Here is a 7,353-nt window from a genome sequence, read left to right on the forward strand (position 1 = left end):
AAGTAAACCTGAAGAGTCTTAACTCCACCTTAATTAGACTAAATCATTAAATTTTTAGCTCTCTCTAGGACACACTCAAATCCTTAATCAACGTGTCATTAGAGGAATAAATACATGCGTACAACACTTTTAACTTTATCACCTGCCGCTTTGTTATTGTTGGCTTCGGCTGGAACGGCCTTTGCAGCAGAATCTGGGCGTAATGCTATGATAACGATAGAGGCTAGCATCGTAACTGCAACCTGTGATGTCTCGGTCACTGACCGATTGAATTTGAATAACCACACAGCAGCCGTTTTCACTGCCCCTAATACTTTTATTGATAAGACGGCACAAAATTTTGATGTGAGACTTATGAATTGTGGGACACCGTCGGCTGAGAATGATACTGCGAGCTTGCTTATTTCGGGTACCACATTGAGTGGTGGCGAGAGCAATATCTTTAACAGCGATAATAGTTCTAATGTTGGTGTCATGATCAAACATAACGGTACAGGCAAGATCCTACAAAGTGGAGAGTCTATTCTTGTCGGAACTGCGGGTGACCCGCCGGGAGCTGGAGATTTTGAAAAATCGATTTCTTTAAGTGCCGCGTTAGCTACCACTAATATATCAGCCATCGAAAATACAACGATTAGTGCACCAATTACATTTAGTTTTGTTTATAACTAACCATTTCTGATGGCAGGTGATGATAACTCCCTGCCATCAGGCAAGAGGAGTTTGAGTAATGAAATTTTTATTTCGCACGCTATCTTTGATATTCGTTGGTTTGACTGCCACTCAAACCGTTCAGGCTGGCGGATTTGGTATTAGTGCCACTCGGCTGATTTACCCACAGGGTGCATCGAGTGTTTCACTCACTTTGCGCAATACGCAACCAGATGCTCCTTATTTGGTACAGACCACAGTCAGCGCTTCTATTGATGGGAAAGGAGTCGCCCCTTTTTTGGTCACTCCGCCGTTATTTCGCCTCGAACCAAATAGTAGCAACCAAATTCGGATTTCTGCTAATGGTGGGGCTTTGCCCAGTGATCGTGAATCGGTTTTCTATATTAATGCTCGGGCTATACCCAGTAGCGTTGCAGGAACAGGAGAAGATCAGCAACAAAGCGTTGGTGGTGAAGTAAAACTGGGCGTTGCGAACGTCATCAAGTTATTTTATCGCCCTGCTGGATTAGCCCCGACTGTCGCCAATGCCCATAAGAACCTACAAATTACCCCAGTGAAAGAGGGATTACAGGTTAATAACGCCTCCCCCTATTTTATTAACTTTGCTGGCATCAGTTTTGCCGGAGAGGCGCTATCTTTGGCGCGCGCCGAAGCCAGTATGATTGCCCCTTTCAGTAGCCATATCTTCCCGACCAAAGTTAAACAAGGGGAGGTCCGCTGGCGGGTGATCAACGATCTTGGAGGTATCGATGCCTTTACTAAAGTGGTGCCGTAATGCGGGTTCTGCGAGCCTTTTCATCTGTGTAGTCGCTCTGCCGGTACAAGCTACTGAAATAGTGGATTTCCGTGCCACCATTGTTCCTGGAACTTGCGAAATTAAGCTAGATCAAGAGTTTTTGGATTTGGGGAGCGTCCAAACAAGCGCGTTGTTATCGGGAGCCGTGGCTGCATCCAATACTTTCTCTCTGAAAGTACAAAATTGTAGCGGGACGGCACCTGGTAGTCAAAAACCTGTTATCCAGGTCACTGGCAATGGTGATGGCAGTGGCAGCAAATGGCTGTTTCGTGACGCTGACTCAGACGCTCAAGGGGTTGGTGTGCTGCTAACTCAAAACATGAATACCGTTCGCCATGATGACAAGCTGCAATTTCAAGGAATAGTCCCGCCAGCCACCGGTGCCGCTATGGCATTTTCCGCAGGGGTATCCTGTATTGATTCGGGGGGCTGTAATCCAACCACCGGTAAACTCATTGCTCGAGTTACCTTCAATTTTCTTTACGATTAAGAGTGCATTATGATTCGAGCCCTTCGTTTGCGAGACTTGCAACTTATCAGTGGCTTACTTCTTAGCCTCTGGGGAAATATCGTTTTTGCTGCTGATGGCGGAATAAGCCTTGGACAAACGCGGGTCGTATTTAATGAAACTGATCGGGCGCGCACTGTTCTGGTTAAGAATGATGGCGATAAAACTTATTTAATTCAGTCTCTGGTTCAACTGGGTCCAGATAATAAACAAGCAGCACCATTTATCGTGACACCACCCTTATTTCGGCTGGAGCCTAATAGCCGTAATTTGCTGCGTATTATACGCCAGAATAAAGGAACATTATCGCAGCAACATGAATCGGTGTTTTATTTATCTGTTCTGGCGATTCCTGCTCAAGCCTCCGAGCTGACAGAGCAGGCCCAGCTATCAATGGGAATTCGTTTTTTGATTAAGCTGTTCTATCGCCCCGATGGGGTGAATATGACCCCGGAAGACGCTTACTGCAAATTACAATTTACCCAAGTCGCTGAGGGTATCCTTGTAGAAAATCCTACACCCTATTTTTTAACGCTGGGGCAATTGAATATTAATCATCGCGCCGTTAGTTTCGAGCAGCACCCGGCAATGATTGCCCCTCACAGTAATCAAATTTATCCAGCTATTTCACCGTTGGCAATGGCTGACTGGCGAGTGATTACCGATTACGGGATCCTCTCGTCGAAATGCGAATATTCACCGCCATAATTTCTGGAGAGTAAATGAAAAGTTTCTGGACTCGCCTGTCATTAATAATGATTGGGAGCTTACTGATGCTGAACAGTTTATCGGTGAGCGCAAATCAGGCTGAACTTAAAGGCATTTCCTTTTATGTGATGCGGGTTATTTACCCGGAAAAAGCCAGTCAGGGTGTTGCATTAACCGTCTATAACAAAAGTGATCAGCCTTTTTTAATGCAATCTTGGATTCGGAGTATGGATCCTCAAACTGGCAGCGTTGCACCGCAGGGCAAAGTCGTTACTCCGATGCCTTTTATTGTCACTCCGCCGCTGCAACGACTGGAGCCTAATAGTGATTTGACCTTGCGTATTCGGCGTACCGGAGGGGAGTTAGCACAGGATCGGGAGTCAGTATTTTATATTGCTACCAAGGCTATCCCATCTACACCTGCGAATATGGCGCAAAACGGCGGTCAATTAACGTTAGCTGTTGTCAGTAATCTTAAACTATTTTACCGCCCGTCCAGCCTGCCGGACAGTGGGGTGGCAGGTGCTTCCTCACAATTACGCTTCCATCTGGAAGGTAATACGCTGGTTGCTGAAAACCCAACGCCGTTTTGGTTGACATTTTCTCGGTTAAAAGTTGGTAACTATTTGTTTGATAGTGCGGCTATGCGCCTGATGGTTCCACCAAAAGGGCAGCAACGCTATAACTTGCCTGCGGGTACAAAGGGGCCAGTTGAGTGGCAATTGCTTGATGAGACAGCATGGAATACGCCATTAGAACAACAAAAATCACTTACTGGCTCATCTCGATATTGATATCCAGTTTACCGACAAACTTATTTTAACTTCTGGTTAATCATATGTTTTTAATTCCAATTTTGTGTATTGGCAAAACAGATAAACCAGGTTGAGCTAAATATCATGAAACGACACGTTAATGGGATAAAAATCTCACCTATATTTACGGGTGCGATATTACTTACGTCTGTTCTGCCCGCTTGGGGCCGGGATTATTTTGATGCCGGGCTGCTAATGCTTGATCAAGAGCAGTCTGAAAAAGTGGATTTGACTCAGTTTGAGACTACCGATCAGGTGCCTGAAGGGGCCTATCTGGTGACGATATTTGTTAATCAGATTGAGCGCGGCGAGCAAACAATCACTTTCCAAAAAGGCTCGCGGAATAAGGTTGAGCCACTCCTCACGCCCGCGTTACTGAATGAGTTAGGCGTGAATACCAGTGCACTGCCGACATTCTCAAATTTACCACTGGATAAGCCAGTGGTAAATTTGCCCGCCCTGATTCCTCATGCGCAGGTGCAATTTTCGCTGGCCAAGTTGCGGCTGGATATCAGTATCCCCCAGGTCGCAATGCAGCCAAATAGTAGCAATCAGGTTGATCCCTCATTGTGGAATCAAGGTATTCCGGCATTTTTGCTGAATTATAACGTGAACGGCAGCCGCAGCCGACGCTCTTCCCAATCAGACTTGGGAACATCAGAGCAAACAAGCCTCTTTGCCAACTTACGGGCGGGGTTGAACTTTGATGCCTGGCGTTTACGCAGCCTGATTACCCATAGCCGGAATACGACGAATGGTGATAATCGTGCGGGTGAAAGTACGCAGGACACCCAGTTTATCAATAGCTACCTGCAGCGGGATATCCAGCCTTGGCATTCTGAAATATTGGCAGGTGAAAGCAGCAGTGGCGGGGATGTTTTTGACAGCATTCCGTTCCGTGGCGTCAAACTTAACTCAACCGAAGAGATGTTGCCCAACAATCTGCGTGGCTTTGCTCCGGTTATCTCTGGTGTTGCGCAAAGTAATGCGAGGGTAACCGTGAGGCAGAATGGCAACATTGTGTATCAAACCTATGTTGCACCAGGCCCGTTTACGCTAAATGACTTGGGGCAGAGTGGTTCTTCAGGTGATTTGACAGTAACGATAACTGAAGCTGATGGCTCCGTTCGCACCCAGACTGTCGCCTATTCAACACTGCCGGTAATGTTACGTCCTGGTGCATTTAAGTATGAACTGACCAGTGGGAAATATAATGGCAGCACCACTGTTGGCTCTCAGGAGTCAACTTTTGGACTCGGCACTTTGGTTTATGGCTTGCCCTATAATCTCACGCTGTATGGTGGTGGACTGGTCGCGGATGATTACTTCTCAAGCGTGGTGGGGAGCGGGTTGTCTTTAGGGAACTTTGGCGCATTGTCTGCGGATGTCACTCAGTCGAACGCTAAGCTGAAGGACGTGGATGACCGGCAAAAAGGGGAGTCTTATCGGTTGCGCTATGCCAAAAATATTGCCAGTACCGGCACATCAATTGATGTCGCGACTATGCGCTACTCGACCCGAAATTATTACAGTTTTTCCGATGTTAACAACAATGGCTACCAATTACGCGACGATCAGTTGCCCTGGTCACAAGACCGTAAGCGCAATAGTTACCAGTTACGTTTGTCTCAGAATATGGGGGATTTAGGATCGCTATATATCTCTGGGATGCGGGATAACTATTGGGACAACAGTAAGGTCAATAACAACCTTACTGCGGGCTATAGCAACAGCTACCACGGGGTGACTTACGGCATGAATTACAGTATTGACCGCATTAAAGGGGACAATAGCTGGCCGGAGAACAGACAGTTATCCATGAACGTTCAAGTACCATTAAGTTTGTTGAGCGGTTCATCACTTGCTAACCGTAGCTTCGCCAGTTATCAGATGACAAATAACAACCAAGGTAGTGTTCAGAATCAGGCGGGTATTAACGGAACATCAATGGATGACCGTCTTTCTTACAATGTGACACAAGGCTGGTCTAACGACGGCAGCAGTGACATGGGGTCGGTGAATACTGGTTACCGTGGCAGCAAGGGCATGGCGAGTATGGGATATAGCTATGGTAGTGGCTACCGCGCGGTGAATATGAATGCCAGCGGCGGGGTGGTGGCACATGCCGACGGAGTCACATTGAGTCAACCTTTAGGCGATACCGTTGCATTAGTCAGTGCACCAGGCGCCAGAGGAAGTAAGGTGATGAGCGGCAATAATCAGGTGGACAGTCGTGGTTATGCGGTGGTGCCTTATCTCTCAAACTACCAGCGCAATAATATTAGCCTGGATCCGGCAACCCTGCCTGAGGGGGTTGACATAACGCAGTCAAGCCAAAATCTCTACCCGACTAAAGGTGCCGTGGTTAAGGCTAACTTTGCAACACGCGTCGGTTATCAAGTATTGGTTACTTTGAGTAAAAGTGGCGGATTAATCCCTTTCGGTGCCGTGGTTGCCGTTGAAGGTAGCGCGGGTGAAGAGCCGAATACCAGCATTGTTGGAGATGCAGGGCAGGTCTATCTCAGCGGGCTACCAGAAAGTGGTCGTCTAAAAGTGAAGTGGGGGGGGGATACTAGCCAGCAATGCAATGTAGCGTTCAATTTGGCGAACACTCCAGCCCCGTCAGCGGCTAATCCGATACGTCATTTGCCATTACGTTGTGAGGTTTAACATGTTGAGCACCGAGAATTTACTCAATAGAGGGGTAAACACCGTGACAAATAAAATAAGCACCACTGGTTTTACGCGGTTACGAATAGGGCTTTGTCTGCTGTCGTTGGGCGTTATTATGCCATTACAGGCAGCTATCATTGAGATTGGTAGTGGTAGCCAACAATGGACAGGCCCAGCCATTAATCAGAATATTTCCACCAGTTTTGGTGACTACTATATGACGCTCAATCCAAATTATGGTCTTGTTGCCATCACGGGGGCGGGAATTCCTGAAACTTTGGGTTGCGTTAATAACACCGCCTTAAGTGATGTTGGTGGAATTCAAGGGTATAAGATTGCTCAAGGTATTTTTTTGGTACCGCAGGCATCTTTCACTATGAATTATCAGTTAAATGCTGGCTCATCAGAAACCATGAGCGGAACTTTTAGCAATTCGGGAGTCCAGGGGATAGTCTCTGGATCTGGAAATGCTGCTGCAACCCCTGCAAATTCTGCCTGGTGTTTATCACCCCGGGCAATCTCGACACCCTCTTTTTTCGAGGAATATAGCGTCCGCAGTGGATCAATAACGGGCAATTGGGTCATTATCACCGATGGGACCCAGCAAGATGGGGTATACCCCATTCCTGAGATGTATTTTAGTAGCAGTGCAATATCGAGTGCTACGAAGGCAAGTATTCTTACTGGCTATCAGGTTAAAGTTTCCACACGGCAATGCTCGATCAATATTAACAAATCGATCAACTTTGGCGAAGTAGAACATAATTCGACTTTGGGGGCTGAATTAGAACTAGTGAAGGATAGTCTGGTGGTGGGATGTACCCAAAATGGCGCTAATCCTGCCGCTAATATTAATATAAAATTTCAGGCTAATTCAGGGCTTTATGATGGTGAGACGACTCGATTATCCCTCAATGAGGGAGGCGGCTATATCACAGGTGAAATAACGGGAGTTACAGGAGCTGGAACATGTAATCTCACGCAAGGTCTGAAGTTTAATGGTGAACCAATGAAATTAGGTTCAATTAATGCGGGTGAATCTAGCGAAGTTTTCTCAAATGAACTCACCTGGCGACTATGTTCCGGTGGCGACACATTACCTGTTGGTAACGTTACCGCCTCGGCAACTGTCGATGTTATTTTTAATTGATAGCCGAATAAGTCTAGTGAACATATATTAT

Annotated in this window: 7 protein-coding genes; all 7 read left to right on the forward strand. The window is 46.6% G+C overall.

Going from position 1 to position 7,353, the window contains the following annotated elements; all coding sequences use genetic code 11:
* Positions 1-114 precede the first annotated feature (114 nt).
* The 7 genes from V2A85_RS20600 (at position 115) to V2A85_RS20630 (ending at position 7,322) form a co-directional block, all read left to right on the forward strand.
* Positions 115-672, forward strand: a complete 558-nt coding sequence (locus V2A85_RS20600; protein WP_420072230.1) for a hypothetical protein — start codon at positions 115-117, stop codon at positions 670-672.
* A 58-nt stretch (positions 673-730) separates the two neighbouring features.
* Entirely contained in the window at positions 731-1,447 is a 717-nt protein-coding gene (locus tag V2A85_RS20605) for a molecular chaperone (RefSeq protein WP_420072231.1), read from the forward strand.
* Positions 1,422-1,958, forward strand: a complete 537-nt coding sequence (locus V2A85_RS20610) for a fimbrial protein (RefSeq protein ID WP_372558297.1) — start codon at positions 1,422-1,424, stop codon at positions 1,956-1,958. The genes V2A85_RS20605 and V2A85_RS20610 overlap by 26 nt, the downstream gene beginning before the upstream one ends.
* Before the next feature lie 9 nt (positions 1,959-1,967).
* Positions 1,968-2,684, forward strand: a complete 717-nt coding sequence (locus V2A85_RS20615) for a molecular chaperone (RefSeq protein WP_420072232.1) — start codon at positions 1,968-1,970, stop codon at positions 2,682-2,684.
* A gap of 14 nt (positions 2,685-2,698) precedes the next feature.
* On the forward strand, positions 2,699-3,478 hold the full coding sequence (locus V2A85_RS20620) for a molecular chaperone (protein WP_420072233.1): 780 nt from the start codon (positions 2,699-2,701) through the stop codon (positions 3,476-3,478).
* Positions 3,479-3,583: 105 nt separating this feature from the next.
* Positions 3,584-6,169, forward strand: a complete 2,586-nt coding sequence (locus tag V2A85_RS20625) for a fimbria/pilus outer membrane usher protein (RefSeq protein WP_420072234.1) — start codon at positions 3,584-3,586, stop codon at positions 6,167-6,169.
* Between the two features lie 43 nt (positions 6,170-6,212).
* Positions 6,213-7,322: a hypothetical protein gene (locus tag V2A85_RS20630; RefSeq protein WP_420072235.1), complete on the forward strand. Its 1,110-nt coding sequence runs from the start codon at positions 6,213-6,215 to the stop codon at positions 7,320-7,322.
* Positions 7,323-7,353: the final 31 nt, after the last annotated feature.

The sequence above is a fragment of the Yersinia sp. 1252 StPb PI genome (assembly GCF_048593885.1).
In the GTDB taxonomy this organism is placed as follows: Bacteria; Pseudomonadota; Gammaproteobacteria; order Enterobacterales; family Enterobacteriaceae; genus Yersinia; species Yersinia enterocolitica_E.

Excerpts from the sequence above, each read along its gene's own strand:
- V2A85_RS20625 (WP_420072234.1), top strand. The coding sequence starts at position 3,584 with ATGAAACGACACGTTAATGGGATAAAAATCTCACCTATATTTACGGGT.
- V2A85_RS20605 (WP_420072231.1), top strand. The coding sequence starts at position 731 with ATGAAATTTTTATTTCGCACGCTATCTTTGATATTCGTTGGTTTGACT.
- V2A85_RS20620 (WP_420072233.1), top strand. The coding sequence starts at position 2,699 with ATGAAAAGTTTCTGGACTCGCCTGTCATTAATAATGATTGGGAGCTTA.
- V2A85_RS20600 (WP_420072230.1), top strand. The coding sequence starts at position 115 with ATGCGTACAACACTTTTAACTTTATCACCTGCCGCTTTGTTATTGTTG.
- V2A85_RS20610 (WP_372558297.1), top strand. The coding sequence starts at position 1,422 with ATGCCTTTACTAAAGTGGTGCCGTAATGCGGGTTCTGCGAGCCTTTTC.
- V2A85_RS20615 (WP_420072232.1), top strand. The coding sequence starts at position 1,968 with ATGATTCGAGCCCTTCGTTTGCGAGACTTGCAACTTATCAGTGGCTTA.